The sequence below is a fragment of the Mesorhizobium sp. BHbdii genome (assembly GCF_053848045.1).
Map to the genome: position 1 here is coordinate 1 of NZ_JBSPKX010000199.1, position 459 is coordinate 459.

The 459-nt window shown below is 66.2% G+C and carries 1 pseudogene; it reads left to right on the forward strand.

Annotated elements, in window-relative coordinates:
* Positions 1–459: pseudogene (locus ACWTU8_RS32605) on the forward strand (thymidine phosphorylase); the annotation flags it as partial.

Genomic DNA, 459 nt, shown 5'->3' on the forward strand with positions numbered 1-459 from the left:
CGCCTATGTGCCGATGATCTCTGGCCGTGGCCTTGGCCATACCGGCGGCACGCTGGACAAGATGGATGCGATCCCCGGCTACATCAGCCAGCCCGATATCGCATTGTTTCGCCAGGCGGTGTTGGAAACCGGCTGCGCCATCATCGGCCAGACCGCCGATCTGGCGCCCGCCGACCGCCGTCTCTATGCCATCCGCGATGTCACCGGCACCGTGGAATCGGTGCCGCTGATCACTGCCTCGATCCTGTCGAAGAAGCTGGCCGCCGGCCTGGGCTCGCTGGTGCTCGACGTCAAGGTCGGCAATGGCGCCTTCATGGAGAAGTCGCGCGACGCGACCGCGCTCGCCAACAGCCTCGTCGAGGTCGCCAGCGGCGCCGGACTGAAGGTCTCGGCGTTGATCACCGGCATGAATGAACCACTGGCCTCGGCCGCCGGCAATGCCGTCGAGATGCGCAACGC